An 18,122-nucleotide genomic window follows, 5' to 3' on the forward strand; every position below is an offset into this window, starting at 1 on the left:
TCGTCCAGCACACCCGCCGCATGCACCACACCCGCCAACGGACGGGCGAGACCGTCGAGCACCCGGGACAGGGCCGTCCGGTCGGCCGCATCGCATGCGACGACCTCGGCCTCGGCTCCCAACTCGCCCAGATCGGCAAGCAGTTCGCTCACGGCCGGACTGTCCGCACCACGACGGCTCAACAGCGTCAGATGCCGCACACCGTGCACGGCCGCCAGATGCCGGGCCAACAGCCCGCCCAGCGTCCCCGTACCACCCGTGATCAGCACCGTGCCGTCGGCATCCAACTCCACCGGAGTCTCCGCCAGTTGCAGGGAGGAGGCCCGCACGAGACGCGGCACCGACACCTCGCCACCCCGGATCGCCGCCTGCGGCTCACCACCAGCGACGACCGCCGGCCACAACCCCTCCGAACCATCCAGCGCATCCGGATCCAGGTCCACCAGCACGATCCGGTCCGGATTCTCCGTCTGCGCCGAACGCAGCAGACCCCACACCGCCGCCTGCACCGGATCAGCCCCACCACCGGCAGGAACCGCAACCGCCCCACACGTCAGCACCACCAGACGCGAGGAACCGAACCGCTCCTCCGCCAACCACTCCTGCACCACACCCAGCACCCGGGCCGTCAGCGCATACACATCACCCTCGACCGGCACCGGCAGCACCACCACCGGCGGCACCGCCAACCCACCGGCCTCCAACTCACCCACCAGGCCCGCCACATCGACGAACCCCCGCACACCCGCGACCTCACCGATCGCCACCCACTCCGACGAACCCGCACCCTCCGGACCTGCCGAAACCGGAACCGGAACCGGCACCCAGTCCACCGCGAACAACGCCTCCGGCCCACCCTCACCGACCGGCCGAAGCGCCTCCGCCGAAACCTCCCGCATGGCGAGCGATGCGACGGTCGCGACGGGCTCGCCCACGCCGTCGGCGAGGAGCAGCGAGACGCCGTCCGCCGTACCCTCGACCCGCACCCGGAGCACCGAGGCACCCACCGCGTCCAGTCGGGCACTCGTCCAGGCGAACGGCAGCCGGGTGCCCCCGGCCTGGGCGACCGGGGAGAGCCCGACCGCGTGCAGTGCCGCGTCCAGCAGCGCCGGGTGCAGACCGAAACCGCCCGCCTCACCCGCCACCGCCTCGGGCAGCGCGACCTCCGCACAGACGGTCTCACCCACCCGCCAGGCCGCACCCAGACCCCGGAACACCGGACCGTAACCGTACCCGACCTCCGCCAGAGCCTCGTAGAAACCCTCCAGCGGCAGCGCCGTGGCACCGGCCGGCGGCCAGACGGTGAGGTCCGGTGCGGCGTCGGCGGCGGCGGCCTCGTCGGCCAGGAGTCCGGCCGCGTGGCTGATCCAGACGGCGTCGCCGGTGCCCTCGGGCCGCGAGTAGACCTCGACGGTGCGCTCACCGGTATCGCCGGCGGCGCTCACGCTCACCTGGATCTGCACCCCGGCGTGCTCGGGCAGCACCAGGGGCGTGCGCAGGACCAGCTCCCGGATCGCCGGGGAGCCGGCCCGGCGGCCGGCCGCCCAGACCATCTCGACCAGTGCGGCGCCGGGCACCACCACCCGGTCCAGGATGACGTGGTCGGCCAGCCACGGGTGCGTGGCCACCGACAGCCGTCCGGTCAGCAACAGGCCGTTGTCACCGGCCAGTTGGACTGCGGCGCTGAGCAGCGGGTGGCCGACGGGCTCCAGGCCGACCGTACCCGGGTCGCCGGCCGGCGGGACCGCCTCCGGCCAGTAGCGCTCGTGCTGGAAGGCGTACGTCGGCAGTTCGAGCCGTCGACCGGCCGGCAGCACGGCCCGCCAGTCCACGTCCGCGCCGGCGACCCAGAGCCGGGCCAGCGCGCGCAGCGCGGTGTCCACGTCCTCCCGGTCGCGGCGGGCCACGGGGGCGAACACCCCTTCGGGCACGGACTGTTGCGCCAGCCCGCTCAGCACACCGTCCGGCCCCAGCTCGACGTAGCGGGTGACGCCCTGCCCGTCGAGGTGGGCGACGCCGTCGGCGAAGCGGACCGCCTCACGGACCTGGCGCACCCAGTAGTCGGGAGTGGTGAGCAGACCGGGCTCGGCGATCCCGCCGGTCAGGTTCGACACGATCGGAACGCGCGGCTCGGCGAAGGTCAACCCGGCCAGCACCGAAGCGAATTCGGACAGCATCGGCTCCATCAGCGCCGAGTGGAAGGCGTGCGAGACGGTCAGCCGGCGGATCCGGCGCCCCTCGGCCTTCCACCGGGCCGCGAACTCCTCCACCACCTCCGCCGGCCCGGAAACCACCACCGAGGTCGGGCCGTTGACGGCCGCCACGTCCAGGCGGTCGCCGATCTCCGAACGCACCTCGGCCTCGGCGGCCTCGACCGCCAGCATCGCCCCGCCGCTCGGCAGCACGTCCATCAGCCGGCCGCGCGCCGCCACCAGGGCGCACGCGTCCGGCAGCGAGAACACGCCGGCGCAGTGCGCCGCGGCGATCTCGCCGATCGAGTGCCCGAGCAGGAAGTCGGGGACCACGCCACAGGATTCGAGCAGGCGGTACGAAGCGACCTCGACCGCGAACAGCCCGGCCTGCGCCCACACCGTCCGGTCCAGATCCTCGACGCCGTCGAACACCACGTCCCCGACCGGCCGGTCCAGCAGCAGGTCCAGCTCCGCGCAGACCGCGTCGAAGGCCGCCGCGAACACCGGGAAGGCCTCGTACAGGCCCCGGCCCATGCCGACCCGCTGCGCGCCCTGTCCCGTGAACAGGAACGCCGTCTGGCCTTCGACCGTCGCACCGGCGACCACGTGGGCCGACGGGGTGCCCGTCGTCACGGTGTCGAGCCCCTCGGCGAGGTCCGCCGCGTCCGCTCCGAGCACCACCGCGCGGTGGGCGAGCGCGGCCCGGCCGAGCAGGGCGTGGCCGAGGTCGGCCGGGTCCGGCTGCGGCCGACCGTCGGCCCCGTCGCCGGAGCCGAGGAAGGCCGCGAGCCGCTCGGCCTGGGCCCGCAGGGCGGGTTCGGTCCGGCCCGACAGCAGCCAGGGGACCACCGGCGGCGCCGCCGCCGTCCGCTCGGCCGGGGCCGGGCTCGGCACGGCCTCGATGATGACGTGGGCGTTGGTGCCGCTGATGCCGAAGGAGGACACACCCGCACGGCGCGGCCGGCCGTCCTCCGGCCACGGCCGGGCCTGCGTCAGCAGTTCCACCGCGCCCGCCGACCAGTCGACGTGCGGGGTGGGCTCGTCCACGTGCAGGGTGGCCGGGAGGACGCCGTGACGCATCGCCATGACCATCTTGATGATCCCGGCGACGCCGGCGGCGGCCTGGGTGTGCCCGATGTTGGACTTGATCGAGCCCAGCAGCAGCGGGCTGCCCTCCGGCCGCCCCTGACCGTACGTGGCCAGCAGCGCCTGCGCCTCGATCGGGTCGCCGAGGCGGGTGCCGGTGCCGTGCGCCTCGACCACGTCCACGTCGGCGGCGGTCAGTCCGGCGGTGGCCAGGGCCTGGCGGATCACCCGCTCCTGCGCGGGGCCGTTGGGCGCGGTGAGGCCGTTGGAGGCGCCGTCCTGGTTGACGGCGCTGCCGCGCACCCGCGCCAGCACCCGGTGCCCGAGCCGCCGGGCGTCCGACAGCCGCTCGACCAGCAGCACGCCGACGCCCTCGCCCCAGCCCGTGCCGTCCGCCGCGGCCGCGAAGGCCTTGCAGCGGCCGTCCGAGGCGAGCCCGCCCTGGCGGTCGAACTCGCCGAAGGTGGCGGGCGAGACCATCACCGTGACACCGCCCGCGAGCGCCATCGCGCACTCGCCGCGCTGCACCGCCTGGGCCGCCAGGTGGAGTGCCACCAGGGACGACGAGCAGGCGGTGTCCACCGTCACCGCCGGTCCCTCCAGGCCGAAGGAGTAGGCGACCCGGCCCGAGATCACGCTGTTGGCGGTGCCGGAGAGCAGGTGCCCCTCGGCTCCCTCGAAGCCGTGCGCGCCGCCCCCGCCGTAGCCGGAGGAGGAGGCGCCGACGAAGACACCGATCTGCCGGCCGCGCATCGAGCGCGGGTCCAGCTCGGCGGACTCGAAGGCCTCCCAGGCGGCTTCCAGCAGCAGCCGCTGCTGCGGGTCCATCGCCAGCGCCTCGCGCGGCGAGATGCCGAACAGGCCCGCGTCGAAGCGGGTCGCCCCGGCGACGAAACCGCCCTGCCGGGCGTACGAGTCCTCGGCGTCCGCGAACGCCCAGCCGCGGTCGACGGGGAAGCCGGAGATGCCGTCGGCGCCGGTGGCGACCAGCTCCCACAGCTCGTTCGGGGAGGCGATGCCGCCGGGGTAGCGGCAGCTCATCCCGACGATCACGATCGGGTCGTCGGTGCCGGGAGCGGCCCCGCCGTCGACCCGGACCGCCTCCGGGGCGGCTTCCGGGCCGTCCGGGCCGTCCAGGTCGTCCAGCAGTTCACCGGCCAGGTGCTCGGCCAGCTCGCTCGGGGTCGGGTGGTCGAAGACCAGGGTGGCCGGCAGTGCCAGGCCCGTCTCGGTGCCCAGGGCGTTGCGCAGTTCCACCGCGGTCAGCGAGGTGAAGCCCAGGTCCCGGAAGGCCCGGTCCGCTCCGACGGCCTCGGCGGTGCCGTGTCCGAGCACCGTGGCGGCCCGCGCCCGCACCAGGTCCAGCAGGATCCGGCCCCGCTGCGGGACCGGGGCCGCCGCGAGCCGGCGCACCAGGGCGGTGCCGCCCTCGGTGGCGGGCTCCTCCGCGGCCGGCCGCTGGGCCGCCTCGGGCAGGTCGGCCAGCAGCGGGCTGGGGCGGCTGGAGGTGAACGCCGGGGCGAACCGCTCCCAGTCCACGTCCGCGACCACCGCGCAGGTCTCCCGCCGGTCCACCGCCCCGGCGAGCGCGGTGACGGCCAGCTTCGGATCGAGGGCGGGCAGTCCGCGCTTGCGCAGGAAGTCCTCCGCCTCGCCGCGCACCGCCATCCCGGCCTCGGCCCAGGGGCCCCAGGCCACCGAGAGACCCGCCAGGCCGCGCGAGCGCCGCTGCTGGACCAGCGCGTCCAGGTAGGCGTTGGCGGCGGCGTAGAGCCCCTGCCCGCCGCTGCCCCAGACGCCCGCGATGGAGGAGAAGGTGACGAACAGATCCAGGTCCAGCCCGGCGGTGAGCTCGTCCAGGTGTGCCGCGCCGGTGACCTTGCCACCGGTGGACGAGCGCACGTCCGCGGGGCCGGTCCAGTCCAGCGGTGCGGTCTCGGCGACGCCGGCCGCGTGCACCACGCCGGTCAGCGGGAACTCGGCCGGGATCGCGTCGAGCACCGCCGCCAGCGCCGCCCGGTCGGCGGCGTCGCAGGCGGCGACCGTCACCCGGGCACCGAGCCCGGTCAGTTCGGCCACCAGCGCGTCCACGCCCTCGGCCGCCGAACCGCGCCGACTGGTCAGCACGAGACGGGGAACGCCCCGACCGGCCAGCCAGCGCGCCACCTCCGCGCCCAGCGCCCCCGTTCCACCGGTCACCAGCACCGTGCCCGAGGGGGTCCACGGCTCGGCCGGGACGTCCTCGACGGCCGCCCGGACCAGTCGGCGGGAGTAGACCCCGGCGGGGCGCACGGCGACCTGGTCCAGGCCCTGGTCACCGGTGAGCACCGAGGCCAGCCGGGCGGCGACCCGGCCGTCCACGGCGGCGGGAACGTCGACCAGCCCGCCCCAGCGGTCCGGGTGCTCCAGCGCGGCGACCCGCCCGGCGCCCCACACCTGGGCCTGGAGCGGATCGCGCAGCGGGTCGGAGCCGCCCACCGACACCGCGCCGCTGGTGACGGTCCAGAGCGGCGCGCCGATCGCGGCGTCGCCGAGCGCCTGGAGCAGGACCACCGAGGCGGTCAGCCCGTCCGGGCCGAGCGCGGTCAGCGACAGCACGCCCGCGTACTCGGCGGGCAGTTCCGCGAGCCGTCCGGCCAGCGCCGCCCGGCCCTCGGCCACCGGGTCGCAGCGGAACTCGACCAGTTCGGCCCCGGCGGCCCGCAGCGCCGCGGGCAGCCCGCCGGCCGGCCCGGCCGCTTCGCCCGCCCCGTCGGCCCCGGCAGCACCGTCGGCCCCGTCCGGCAGCACGACCAGCCACGTTCCGGTGAGCGCGCCCGCGCCGAGCCCGTCCGTGACCGGCTTCCAGGTGACGCGGTAGCGCCAGGAGTTGACGACGGCGTCGGCCCGGCGACGGCGGCGCCAGGAGGACAGCACGGGCAGCAGCGGCTCCAGCTCGCCCGCCGACTCGACGGCGAGGGTGCTCGCCAGCTCGCCCAGGTCCGCACGCTCGACCGCGTCCCAGAACCGGGCGTCCAGGGCGTCCACGGCGCCGTTGGCGGGCGCGGGGACGGGGCCCGGTTCGGGCCAGTACCGCTCGCGCTGGAAGGCGTACGTCGGCAGCTCGACCCGCCGGCCGCCGCCCAGCACGGCCCGCCAGTCCAGCGCGACGCCGGCCGTCCACAGCGCGCCGACGGTCTCCGCGACCGCCTCCGCGCCGGTCCGGTCCCGACGCTGCATCGGCACGAACACCCCGTCGGTGACGGTCAGTTGGGCCATGCCGCAGAGCACACCGTCCGGCCCCAGCTCGATGAACCGGCGGACGCCGTGCTCGCGCAGGCAGGCCACGCCGTCGGCGAACCGGACGGTCTCCCGGACGTGGCGCACCCAGTAGTCCGGCGTGCCCAGGGTGTCGGCGCCGGCGAGGGCGCCGGTCAGGTTGGAGACGATCGCGATCCGCGGCGCCTCGAAGGTGATCGTCTCCAGCACCGCGCGGAAGTCCGCGAGCATCGGCTCCATCAGCGCCGAGTGGAAGGCGTGCGAGACCGCCAGCCGCGCGGTCCGGCGCCCCTCGGCCCGCCAGCGGGCGGCGAGTTCGTCGATCACCGCCGCTTCGCCGGAGACCACCAGGTCGGCGGGCCCGTTGACCGCGGCGACGTCGGCCCGGCCGGCCAGGACCTCGCGGACCTCCGCCTCCTCGGCCCGCACCGCGAGCATCGCGCCGCCGCTCGGGAGCGCCTGCATCAGCCGGGCCCGGGCCGCGACCAGCCGGCAGGCGTCCGCCAGCGAGAACACCCCGGCGCAGTGCGCCGCCGCGACCTCGCCGATCGAATGCCCGAGCAGCAGGTTCGGCACCACACCCCAGGATTCGAGCAGCCGGAAGGTGGCGACCTCGACCGCGAACAGCGCGGTCTGGGCGTAGCCGGTCAGGTTCAGGTCCACGCCGTCGGCCGCCACCTCGCGGACCGGCCGGTCCAGCGCCGGGTCCAGTTCGGCGCAGACCGCGTCGAAGGCGTCCGCGAACACCGGGAAGCGCGCGTACAGCTCCTCGGCCATGCCGGCCCGCTGGGCCCCCTGGCCGGTGAACAGGAAGGCGGTGCCGCCGGGGACCGCGGTGGCGGCCGTCGTGCCGTCGAAGTCGGCCAGCCGGCCGAGGAGTTCCGTCCGGTCGTCGCCGACCAGCACCGCGCGGTGCTCCAGCGCGGCACGGGTGGTGGCGAGCGCGTGGCCGGTGTCGCGCGGGTCGGCGTCCGAGTCGGCGAGGAAGGTGCGCAGCCGCTGCGCCTGGGCCCGCAGGCCGTCCCGGGTGTGCGCGGAGAGCGGCAGCAGCGCGAGCGCGGGGGTCGGGGCCCGCTCGGCCTCGACGGCCGGGGGCTGCTCGATGATGACGTGGGCGTTGGTGCCGCTGATGCCGAAGGAGGAGACGGCGGCCCGGCGCGGCCGGTCCAGCTCGGGCCAGGACCGGGCCTCGGTGAGCAGTTCCACCGCGCCGCGCGACCAGTCCACCTGCGGGCTGGGCTCGTCCACGTGCAGCGTGGCGGGCATGATCCCGTGGCGCAGCGCCTGCACCATCTTGATCACGCCGGCCGCGCCCGCGGCGGCCTGGGTGTGGCCGATGTTGGACTTGATCGAGCCGAGCAGCAGCGGGCCGTCCTCCGGCCGTCCCTGACCGTACGTGGCCAGCAGCGCCTGGACCTCGATCGGGTCGCCCAGCACGGTGCCGGTGCCGTGGCCCTCGACCAGGTCGACGTCCCGGGTGGACAGGCCCGCGTTGACCAGCGCCTGCCGGATCACCCGCTGCTGCGCGGGGCCGTTGGGCGCGGTGAGGCCGTTGGAGGCGCCGTCCTGGTTGACCGCGCTGCCCCGGATCACCGCGTGCACCCGGTGGCCCTCGCGCCGGGCGGTGGAGAGCCGCTCGATCAGCAGCAGGCCGACGCCCTCGCCCCAGCCCGTTCCGTCGGCGGCGCCCGCGTAGGAGCGGCAGCGTCCGGTCGAGGAGAGCCCGCCCTGGCGGTCGAACTCGCCGAAGGCCGCCGGGGAGACCATCACCGTGACGCCGCCGGCCAGGGCCTGCTCGCACTCGCCGCGCTGCACCGCCTGCACGGCCAGGTGCAGGGCGACCAGCGAGGAGGAGCAGGCGGTGTCGACGGTGACGGCGGGCCCTTCGAGGCCGAAGGTGTAGGCGACCCGGCCGGAGATGACGCTGTTGGCGGTGCCGGACAGCAGGTGCCCCTCGGCACCCGCCAGCCCGAGGCCGCCGGTGCCGTAGCCGGAGTTGGACGCTCCGGCGAACACGCCGATCTGCGCGCCCTGGACGGAGCGCGGGTCCAGCCCCGCCGATTCGAGGACCTCCCAGGCGGCCTCCAGCAGCAGCCGCTGCTGGGGGTCCATGGCCAGCGCCTCGCGCGGGGAGATGCCGAACAGCGCCGCGTCGAAGCCGGTCGCCCCGGCGACGAAGCCGCCCTGCCGGGCGTACGAGCCCTCGTCGTCGGCGAGGTCCCAGCCGCGGTCGGCGGGGAAGCCGGTGACGCCGTCCTCGCCGTCGGACACCAGCCGCCACAGGTCGTCGGGGGACTCCACCCCGCCGGGGTAGCGGCAGCTCATGCCGACGATCACGACCGGGTCGTCGTCGGCGTCGACGGCGTCGGCCGCGGCACGGGTGGGCGCCGCCGGCGCGTCCGGCTCGTCGAACAGTTCGCCGAGCAGGTACCCGGCCAGGGCGGTCGGAGTCGGGTGGTCGAAGACCAGGGTGGCGGGCAGCCGGAGGCCGGTCTCCGCGTTCAGCAGGTTGCGCAGTTCGACGGCGGTCAGCGAGTCGAAGCCGAGGTCGCGGAAGACCTGCTCGGGGTCGACCGCCTCGGCGGTGCGGTGGCCCAGCACGGCGGCCGCGCGCTCCCGGACCAGGTCCACCAGCACCTGGTGGCGCTGACCGGCGGGCCCGGCGGTGAGCCGCTGCCGCAGCGCGGTGCCCAGCTCGAAGTCGGAGCTCTCCCCCTCGACCGGCTGCGCCGCCTCGGGCAGGTCGGCCAGCAGCGGGCTGGGGCGGCCCAGGGTGAAGGCCGGGGCGAACAACCCCCAGTCGACGTCGGCGACGGTCACGCAGCCCTCGCCGTGGTCCACGGCCCGCGCCAGGGCGCGGACGGCGAGGGCCGGGTCGAGCGCGTTCAGCCCGCGGCGGCGCAGGAAGTCGGCCGCCTCGCCGCGGACGGCCATCCCGGCCTCGGCCCAGGGGCCCCAGGCGATCGAGGTGCCGGACAGGCCGCGGCTGCGGCGGTTGTCGACCAGCGCGTCCAGGTGGGCGTTGCCGGCCGCGTAGGCGGCCTGGCCGCCGCTGCCCCAGGTCGCCGCGATCGAGGAGAAGGTGACGAACAGGTCCAGGCCGTCGGTGAGTTCATCGAGGTGTGCGGCGCCGGCCGCCTTGCCGTCGACGACGGCGGCCAGGTCGGCGGGGCGCAGCTCCTCGATCGGGCCGTGCGCCGCGACCCCGGCGGCGTGCACCACCCCGGTCAGCGGGAGGTCGGCCGGGATCCGCGCGAGCACCGCGGCCAGCGCCTCCCGGTCCGCGACGTCGCAGGCCTCGACGGTGACCCGGGTGCCGGTGGCGGTCAGCTCGGCGACCAGGTCCTCGGCGCCCGGGGCGGCGGCGCCGCGCCGGGCGAGCAGCAGCAGGTGCGGCGCTCCGCGTTCGGCCAGCCAGCGGGCGACGGCCGCGCCCAGGGCGCCGGTGCCGCCGGTGACCAGCACCGTGCCCGAGGGGGTCCACGGCCGTTCGGCGGTCCGGGTCGGCTCCGGGCGGGTCAGCCGGCGTCCGTAGGCGGCGGAGCCGCGCACGGCGACCTGGTCCTCGCCCGTGGCGCCGGCCAGCACCGCGGCGAGCCGGGCGCCGGCCCGGGCGTCCAGGGTGGCCGGAAGGTCGATCAACCCGCCCCAGCGGTCGGGGAGTTCCAGGGCGGCGACGCGGCCGAGCCCCCACACCCGGGCCGCCGACGGGTCGCTCGGCGGGTCGAACCGGCCCACCGAGACGGCGCCGGAGGTGAGCAGCCACAGCGGTGCGTCGATGCCCGCCTCGCCGAGGCCCTGGACGGCCGCCAGCGCCTCGGCGGCCGGGTCGGCGCCGGCCGGCAGCGCGACCACGCCGACCACGCCGGCCGGGCCGGCCGTCGGCCACGCCCCGGGGGCGCAGCGCAGGACGGTGGCGCCAGCGGCCCGCAGAGCCTGCTCGACGGCCTCCGCCCGCCCGTCCCCGGGGTCGGCGGACAGCAGCCAGTCGCCGGTGAGCGGGGCGGTGTCGCCGAGGCCCGTCAGCGGCTTCCAGGTGACCTGGTAGCGCCACGAGTCGACGGTCGACTCCTGCCGCTGGGAGCGCCGCCAGGCGGCCAGCGCGGGGACCACCTCGTCCAGCAGGCCGGGGGCCTCCTCCAGCTTCAGGGTGGTGGCCAGCTCGGTGAGGTCCGCGCGCTCCACCGCCGCCCAGAACCGGACGTCCTGGTCCGAGGCCTCGCGCGGCGGGCCGACCGGCGCCGCCATGCTCTGCGGCCAGTAGCGCTCGCGCTGGAAGGCGTACGTCGGCAGCTCCACCCGGCGGCCCTCGGGCAGCACGGTGCGCCAGTCGACCTCGACGCCGGCCGTCCAGATCCGGGCCAGTGCGGTCAGCGCCGACTCGGCGTCGTCCCGATCGCGACGCAGCACCGGGGCGAACACGCCCTCGGCACCGGCCTGTTGGGCCATCCCGCAGAGCACGCCGTCCGGGCCGAGCTCGACGAAGCGGGTCACGCCCCGGGCGGCCAGGCAGGCGGCGCCGTCGGCGAACCGGACGGCCTCGCGCACGTGCCGCACCCAGTACTCCGGGGTGGTGAGCAGGTCGGGCGCGGCGACGGCTCCGGTCAGGTTGGAGACGATCGCGATCCGGGGGCGGGCGAAGGAGACCGTCTCCAGCACCGCGCGGAAGTCCGCGAGCATCGGCTCCATCAGCGCGGAGTGGAAGGCGTGCGAGACCGTCAGCCGGCTCGTCCTGCGGCCCTCGGCCGCCCAGCGGGCGGCCAGTTCGTCGATCACCTCCGCGGTGCCGGAGACCACGACCGAGGACGGCCCGTTGACCGCCGCGACGTCGGCGCGTCCGGCGATCGCCTCGACGGCCTCCGCCTCGGTGGCCCGGACGGCGAGCATCGCGCCGCCGGACGGCAGCGCCTGCATCAGCCGGCCGCGCGCGGCCACCACGGCGCAGGCGTCCGCGAGCGTGAGGACGCCCGCGCAGTGCGCCGCGGCGAGTTCGCCGACGGAGTGGCCGAGCAGGAAGTCGGGGGCCACGCCCCAGGATTCGAGCAGCCGGAAGCCGGCGACCTCGACGGCGAACAGGCCGGCCTGGGTCCACATCGTCAGGTCGAGGCCGCGGCCGGTGAAGACCGCTTCCTTGACCGATCCGTCGAGGTGGCGGTCCAGTTCGGCGCAGACGGCGTCGAAGGCCTCGGCGAAGGCGGGGAAGGCCTCGTACAGCCCGCGGCCCATCGCGGCGCGCTGCGAGCCCTGGCCGGTGAACAGGAAGGCGCAGCGGCCCTCGCCCACCACGCCGGTCACCGCCGTGGCCGGGTCGCCCCCGGCGAGCGCGTCCAGGCCCGGGAGCAGGTCGCCGAGGACCACCGCGCGGTGGTCCAGGCCCGCGCGGGTGGTGGCGAGCGACCAGGCGAGGTCGACGGGGTCGGGCGCCTCGGTCTCGGCGAGGTGGGCACGCAGTCGGCCGGCCTGGGCGCGCAGCCCGGCCGCGCCCTTGCCGGAGAGCGGCCACAGCGCCGGCCGGCCGGCGGCGGGCGCGGGCGCCGAAGGGGCCGACGGGGCCGACGGGGCCGGGTCGGCCTGGGAGGCCTGGGAGACCTGGGCGGTCGGCTCGGCGTCGGCGTCCGGCCCGGCCTCGCCCTCGCCCTCGGCCTGCGGCTCGGCGGGCGCGGGCGCCGCCTCGATGATCACGTGCGCGTTGGTGCCGCTGATGCCGAACGAGGAGACGCCGGCCCGGCGGGGGTGGTCGGTCTCCGGCCACGACCGGGCCTCGGTGAGCAGCTCGACGCCGCCCTCGCTCCAGTCCACGTGCGAGGTGGGCGCGTCCACGTGCAGGGTGGCCGGCAGCAGGCCGTGGTGGATCGCCTGCACCATCTTGATCACACCCGCCACACCGGCCGCGGCCTGGGTGTGCCCGATGTTGGACTTGACCGAGCCCAGCCACAGCGGGCCGCCCTCGGCACGCTCCCGCCCGTACGTGGCGAGCAGGGCCTGGGCCTCGATCGGGTCGCCGAGCCGGGTGCCGGTGCCGTGCGCCTCGACCGCGTCCACGTCGGCCGGGGAGAGCCCCGCGCCGGCCAGCGCCTGACGGATCACCCGCTGCTGGGACGGACCGTTGGGGGCCGTCAGGCCGTTGGAGGCGCCGTCCTGGTTGACGGCGCTGCCGCGCACCACGGCGAGCACCGGGTGCCCCAGCCGCTGGGCGTCGGAGAGCCGTTCGACCATCAGCAGGCCGACGCCCTCGCCCCAGCCGGTGCCGTCGGCGCCCTCGGCGAAGGCCTTGCAGCGCCCGTTGCCGGCCAGGCCGTCGAGGCGGCTGAACTCCGCGAAGACGCTCGGCGAGGACATCACCGTGACGCCGCCGGCCAGCGCCAGCTCGCAGTCGCCCGCGCGCAGCGCGTGGACGGCCAGGTGCAGGGCGACCAGGGAGGAGGAGCAGGCCGTGTCGACGGTGACGGCCGGGCCCTCCAGACCCAGCGCGTACGCGACCCGGCCGGACACCACGCTGGCCGCGTTGCCGATGGCCAGGTGGGTGGCGGCGCCCTCGGGCAGGGAGTGGGCGCCCTCGGCGTAGCCGGAGGCGGAGGCGCCGACGAAGACGCCGACCCGGTTGCCGGAGAGCGAGCGCGGGTCGATCCCGGCCCGCTCCACGACCTCCCAGGCGGATTCCAGCAGCAGCCGCTGCTGCGGGTCCATGGCCAGGGCCTCGCGCGGGGAGATGCCGAACAGCGCGGCGTCGAACTCGGCCACCCCGTCGACGAATCCGCCCTCGTCGGCGTAGCCGGACCCGGCCGGCCAGCCGCGGTCCTCGGGGAAACCGGTGATGGCGTCACCGCCGCGGGTCACCAGCCGCCACAGGTCGGCCGGCGAGCTCACGCCGCCCGGGTAACGGCAGGCCATCGCGACGATCGCGATGGGCTCGCGCTCGCGCATCTCCGCCACCTGGAGCTGACGACGTGTGCGCCGGAGATCGGCCGTCACCCGCTTCAGGTATTCGAGATACTTTTGCTCTTCCCCCACGCAGATCAACCCCTACTCCCGGCCGGCGGTGGACCGCAGCCGGTACCGATTACCCGTGAGACCGCAGCGTTTCGCATCCTAGGGAGATAATCCCCGCGCGATACCCCTAGCCGACCCCAGAAAAAAGGACATCAGATGGCACGGGCCGTTCCGGGCCGTTCGCCGTCGGAGCGGGAACCGCATTCGCGCGGTTCCCGCTCCGTTATTCGCTCCGGAAATCCGCGCCGCCGTGGCGGCGCGGCTCCCGTCCCGTCGTTCAGCCGGTCCGCAGCGAGGTCTGCCCCGGCGCCGCGGCGTTCACCAGGGCGGCCAGGTTGCCGACGCCCTGCTGGTTCGCGTAGAGCATCTGGTGGGCCTCGCCGATCTGGTCGAAGGTGCCGCACCAGGTGATGCACGGGTCGAGCCGGCCGTCCGCCATCAGCCCGATGACCGCGCGGTTCTCCCGGGTGTTCGAGGCGTGCGAGCCCTGGAGGCGCTTGCTGCGCATCCACAGGTAGCGCAGGTCGAGGTCGCCGTTGTAGCCGCTGGTGCCGCCGCACAGCACGACCATGCCGCCGTTCTCGCAGACGAACAGCGAGGTCGGCAGGGTGTCCTCGCCGGGGTGCTCGACGACGATCTTCGGGTTGCGGCGCTCCCCGAGGATCTCCCAGATCTTCGCGCCGAACCGGCGGGCCTCGGCCGTCCAGGCCCGGCCGGCCGCCTCGTCGTCGAGGTCCGGCAGCCGTCCCCAGTGGGTGAACTCCCGGCGGTCGATCACGCCCGCGGCGCCGAGGTCCAGGCAGAACTGGACCCGGTCCGGGTTGGAGACCACGGCGATCGGGATGCCGCCGAGCAGCTTCACGATCTGGATGGCCGCCGAGCCGACGCCGCCGGAGCCGCCCCAGATCAGCACCGGGTCGCCCGGGCGGACGTCGTGCGGGGCCCAGCCGGTCAGCTGCCGGTAGGCGGTGGCGCCGGTGACCAGGTAGCCGCCGGCGTCCTCCCAGGACAGGTTGGCCGGCTTGCGGTGGAGCTGGTGCTCGCGCACCACGGTGTACTGGGCGAAGGAGCCGTAGTTCGTCTCGTAGCCCCAGGCCCGCAGCGACTTCGAGGCGATCGGGTCGACGCCCGTGCGGACGTCCTCCGCCGTCTCGTCCCAGGTCGCTCCGGAAAGGATGACCTCGTCGCCGACCTTGAACTGCTTGACGCCCTCGCCGACGGCCCAGACGACTCCGGAACCGTCGCTGCCGCCGATGTGGAAATCCTCCTTCTCGCCGAGCAACCGCTGTCTCATCGCGATGACGTCGATGGGTTCGCCGAGCGACGCCCAGACGTTGTTGTAGTTGATTCCGGCGGCCATGACGTACACCAGCACTTCGCCGTAACCGGGCTCCGGCACGTCGACGACCTCGGTCTGCATCGCCTTGAGGGGCTCGCCGAAGCGGTCCTGCCGGATGACGGTCGCGTACATCTGCTCGGGCACGAGGCCGAGCGGCGGAATCTCACCGAGTTCGTAGAGCGACTTGGACACGAACGACTCCTCTGGGCAGTTTTCCGGGATTTCCGAGGACCGGCTCGCAGAGCAGCTCTAGAACCGGTTCGAAACCGGCTGCCCTTCAACACGGTCGATTCGCGTGGATGAATGACGCGGCGGAACTTCGCGTGGACGGATGACGCGGCCGAACGGCGGAGCGGTCAGCCGAGCCTGGTGCGGATCCGGTCGACGACGGTGTTGGCGTGGGCGTTGAGGTAGAAGTGGCCGCCGCGGAAGACTTCGAGCTCGAACGGGCCCGAGGTGTGCTCGGCCCACTTCCGGGCCTCGTCCACGGTGACCTTCGGGTCGTCGTCGCCGACCAGGGCGAGGACCGGCGCGGTGAGCGCGGCACCGGGGGTGGGGCGGTAGGTCTCGGCGGCCCGGTAGTCGCTGCGCAGCACCGGGAGGACCATCCGCACCATCTCCTCGTCGTCGAGGAGGTTGTTGTCGGTGCCGTCCAACCGCTTGATCTCGGTGAGCAGGCCCTGGTCGTCGAGCTGGTGGAACCGCTCGTCGCGGTGGGCGCCGGGGGCGCGCCGCCCGGAGGCCCACACCGTGTGCGGCACGATGCCGAGGTCCTCCAGCCGCAGCGCCAGCTCGAACGCCACGGAGGCGCCCATGCTGTGGCCGAACAGCGACAGCGGGCGGTCGGCCCACGGCTTGACGACGTCGACCAGCAGGTCGGCCAGTTCCTGCACGGATTCCACGCAGGGCTCCTGGCGCCGGTCCTGACGGCCGGGGTACTGCACCGCGAGGACGTCGACCTGCGGCGACAGCGCGCGGGACACCGGGAAGAAGTAGCTCGCGGACCCACCCGCGTACGGCAGGCAGAGCAGCCGGTGCCGGGCCTCGGGCGCGGGGTGGTAGCGGCGCACCCACAGATCGTCGATAGCTGCCATGGTGACTGGAATCCCTCCGGCGGTCGGCGTGGTGGGACCGCGACACCGGTGAGGCGCCGCCCGCGGACCTGCGGGACCGCGCGTCTCACCTTGATCCGCGGGCGGGAGCGCACGAGGGTTCGTGGCCGGCTCCGGTCGCCCGCTGTCCTGTCGGGACCTCAACGGCTCCTACCGTGACCGGCCCGGCCCGACCGGACAACCCCTAGGCCCTCTCTTTCGGATCACGTCGGACCAGTGGGCGTCGTCGGAGTGCGTGCATCGGCGGTGCGGAGGAGGGAGTCCATGCGGTGGGGGCACCTCCCGGCCGCCAGGCTGGGGGCCATCGGCGACCGACGACAAGCCGGCGCGGTGCGTGCTCCAACGACGCCCGCCTGGCGTGATCCGAAAGAGAGGGCCTAACCGCACGGCGCGGGCGCACGCGCGCGTGGTCCTGCGGCCGCCCTGGTAGGGGATGCCCGCCGGCGCGCCGGCACCTTCCCGGGCCGCTGGAGCGCGGCGGCCGCGCGGGTGATCGGGTCGGACCGGGGCATGCCCTATGTCGGCGGCGCCGTCGGGGCAAGGGCGCCTCGTCGGACCGGGGGGGAGGTTAGGGGGCGGTGCCCGGCCAACTTTAGGGGTGCCGGCCGGCGGAACCGATCGAACCGGACGCGCTGATTCCACCGGTGGAACCGCCGGCGGCGAGCGGCCGGGGAATCCCCGGGGCCGGCGGCGGGACCTGCGGGCCTGGCAGGCAGAACGTGTGCGGAACGAACGCCTCCGATCCGTTCCGGCACCACCGAAATGCCCCCGGACCCTCCGTCCCATCGGATATGCGCACCGATCCGGAATGCGCCGTCACGTTTCGGCCATCACGGGGAAGTGGAACGGCTGATTCAATTTCACCGCACCGGTGACTTAACGACCGGGGCCGGAGACCCGCAGCCGACGCAGGGCGTGATGGACCAGCAAGTGCCCCCAGACCTCCTGCTCGACCCCCTCGGGCGAGCGCGAGCGCAGCACCCGCACGGCCTCCAGCTGATCGGCCGCCAGGTCCCGCAGGGCCCTCGCCCCCGACCTCCACGCGCCGTGCAGCGCGGCCAGCTCCGCGACGGGGGCCCGCCCCGGGTCGAGGATCGTGGTGAGCAGCCGGCCCGGCTCCCCCGCCGAGGGGTCCTCGACCACCCGCACCACCGGCGCCGCCGCCGACCCCGTCGACCGGCCCGACCCGCCACCGCCGTGACCGCTCCCATCGGAGGCGAACCCGGACAGGAACGAGCCGTCGCCCAGCAACTGACGCACCGGCAGCACCGCGTCCGGACCGACCCGCCACAGCAGGTCCGCCCCACCGGCCGAGGCGTCCCGCCACACCGCCGGACCGTCGAACCCGCCCCGGTCGGCGAGCAGCAGGTCCCCGCCGCCGAGGCGGTCGAAGAGGCCCCGGGCCAGGTTCGGCACGGCGGCCGCCGACGGGCCGGTGGCCGCCGCGGCGACCGCTCCGGTGCCGCACTCGACCAGGGCCGCCAGCCGCACCCGCGGGTACCCGCCCCCGGGCTCCGGCGATCCGAAGTACGCCACGTTCTCGGCGCTGTCCGGCACCTCGATCGCCGCACCCTCGACGGCGACCAGGCGCCGCCCCCGGTACCGGACTCCCCCGACCTGCCCGACCTGCCCGGACCACCCGGCCCGCCCGGCCTCCTCGACCGCCGCCGACCGGACGGCCTCGGCGAACAGTTCCCTGAACGGCTCCGCCCCCAGCTTCACCCGGGCCCGCGAGATCGCCGCCGTACTGGGCACCTGCCCCGGCGCGGCGCAGCGCCCCGCCCAGGCGAGGCCCCGGACGAGCCTGCGGGCGACCTCCTGGTACCCGTGGCCCGGGAACAGACACATCGCCAGGACCAGGTAGACCGTCACCTTCGGTGTCAGCAGGCGGTTCCGTTGCCCCTCCCGCCCGCACCGGGCCACCACCCGCTCCACCAGCTCCGGCGGGAACGACCCGGTCAGCAGCCCGACCGCGATGCGGTCGGGCAGTCCCCCGTCCGGTTCCGGGCCGAACTGCCCTGGTCGCGACATCCGACACCTCCTGAAACCACGCTACACGCACGACACTTAAGTCACCGGTGTGGCGCTGAACGGAGTCCCTAGCGGTCGCCGTTGAAGTTCGCCTAGGGTGAAAGTAGATGCAAG

Annotated in this window: 4 protein-coding genes; all 4 read right to left on the reverse strand. The window is 75.4% G+C overall.

Annotated elements, in window-relative coordinates; genetic code table 11:
- The coding region (locus tag ACFVVA_RS39915; protein WP_387695579.1) for a type I polyketide synthase at positions 1–13,547 on the reverse strand (13,547 nt) is incomplete at its 3' end.
- Between the two features lie 256 nt (positions 13,548–13,803).
- A complete protein-coding gene (ccrA, locus tag ACFVVA_RS39920; RefSeq protein ID WP_359898534.1) occupies positions 13,804–15,057 on the reverse strand; it encodes a crotonyl-CoA carboxylase/reductase in 1,254 nt (417 codons plus the stop codon).
- Positions 15,058–15,221: 164 nt separating this feature from the next.
- A complete protein-coding gene (locus tag ACFVVA_RS39925) occupies positions 15,222–15,959 on the reverse strand; it encodes a thioesterase II family protein (RefSeq protein ID WP_387695580.1) in 738 nt (245 codons plus the stop codon).
- Positions 15,960–16,853: 894 nt separating this feature from the next.
- Positions 16,854–18,008 carry a transposase domain-containing protein gene (locus ACFVVA_RS39930; RefSeq protein WP_387695581.1) on the reverse strand — a complete coding sequence of 385 codons (1,155 nt, stop codon included), beginning with the start codon at positions 18,006–18,008 and terminating at the stop codon, positions 16,854–16,856.
- Between the last annotated feature and the right edge of the window lie 114 nt (positions 18,009–18,122).

The sequence above is a fragment of the Kitasatospora sp. NPDC058048 genome, assembly GCF_042885555.1.
In the GTDB taxonomy this organism is placed as follows: domain Bacteria; phylum Actinomycetota; class Actinomycetes; order Streptomycetales; family Streptomycetaceae; genus Kitasatospora; species Kitasatospora lactacystinica.